Raw genomic sequence first — 1,715 nt, forward strand, 5'->3', positions numbered from 1 at the left:
CCCGCGCCTCCAGCTCGGCGTACGACACCCGGGAACCCTCGGAGACGATCGCCACAGCCCCAGGCGCGCCAGCCACCCATGCCTCGAACGACTCGTGCACCAGCCCGGCCGGAGTCCCACACGCCATGTCGTTCCACTCCACCAGCAGCCGGCGGCGCTCGCCCTCGGCCAGGACGTCCAGCGCGCTCAGGCGCCGGCCCGGGTCCTCCGACAGCAGCTCCAGGAGCCCGGCCCACGCGTCGGCGATCCGCTCGGCCCACCCGGGGTCGAACAGGTCGGCGGCGACGGTGACCGATCCGCCCAGCCCCGCCGGGGCGCCAGCCGCGTCGAAGGTCTCGGCAACCATGACGTCGAGGTCGAACTTCACGGCCGCGCGCCCCGACGCGTGCTCGGCGTCCTCAGCCGACACCGCGCCCGCCCGCAGTCCGGGCAGGTCGAGCACCGCGTCGATCGTGTTCTGCAGGGTGAGGACGGTCTGGAACAGCGGGTGCCGGGCCATGGATCGGGTCGGGGCCAGTTCCTCCACCAGCTTCTCGAACGGCACGTCCTGGTGGGCCATCGCCGCCAGGCTCTTCTCCCGTACCCGGCCAAGGACCTCGCGGAAGGTCGGATCGCCCGACAGGTCCGCGCGGACCACCAGCGTGTTGATGAAGAAGCCGACGAGGTCGTCCAGCGCCTCGTCCGTACGGCCCGCGTTCGCCGAGCCGATCGGGATGTCCGTCCCCGCGCCCAGCTTCGACAGCAGCGTGGCCAGGGCTGCTTGCAGCACCATGAACGTGGTCACGCCCTCGGCCCGCGCCATCTCGACGAGCCGCGCGTGCACCTTGGCGGGGACTTTCAGTGGAACGCTGTGCCCGAGGTGGGACGCCACCATCGGACGCGGCCGGTCGAACGGCAGCTCCAGCTCGACCGGGGAGTCCGCCAACTCCTCGCTCCAGTAGGCAATTTGGCGCGCGATGACACTGTCCGGGTCTGCCTCGTCGCCCAGCAACTCCCGCTGCCACAGCGTGTAGTCCGCGTACTGGACCGGCAGCGGCGCCCACTCGGGCGCCCGGCCCGCGCGGCGCGCCGCGTAGGCGACCGAGACGTCCCGGGCGAGCGGGCCCATGGACCAGCCGTCACCGGCGATGTGGTGGACCACGACCACGAGCACCTGCTCATCGGGGCCCGCGTCGAACAGCCAGGTGCGGATCGGCGGCTCGGCCGAGAGGTCGAACGCGTGCCTCTCCGCCTCCCCGATCGCGGACGCGAGGTCTGCCGGGGCCACCTCGGCCACCGACAGTTCCCAGGCCAGGTCCTCCAGGTCCATGATCCGCTGGTACGGCTCGCCGTCCGCGATCTCGAAGACCGTACGGAGCACCTCGTGCCGCCCGATCACGTCCCACAGCGCCGCTTCCAGGGCCTCCCGGTCCACCCCGCCCGACAGCCGCAGGGACACCGGCACGTTGTAGGTGGCGCTCGGGCCCTCCAACTGCCCGATGAACCACAGGCGCCGCTGGGCGAAGGACAGCGGGATCCGCTCCGGGCGCTCTCCGGCCGCCAGCGTGGGACGCGCGGTTCCGGCACCGGCGAGCCTGCCCGCGAGGGCGGCGGCCGTCGGCGTCTCGAACAGGGTCCGCAGCGGCACCTCGACGCCGAGGACCGTGCGGATCCGGCTGATCAGGCGGACGGCGAGGAGGGAGTGCCCGCCGAGGGCGAAGAAGTTGTCATCGACG

At 72.7% G+C, this 1,715-nt stretch carries 1 protein-coding gene; it reads right to left on the reverse strand.

The window, feature by feature from the left end:
• The coding region (locus ACFWZ2_RS43600) for a condensation domain-containing protein (RefSeq protein ID WP_384555356.1) at positions 1–1,715 on the reverse strand (1,715 nt) is incomplete at both ends.

This window comes from Streptomyces sp. NPDC059002 (assembly GCF_042740435.1).
Lineage (GTDB): Bacteria > Actinomycetota > Actinomycetes > Streptomycetales > Streptomycetaceae > Streptomyces.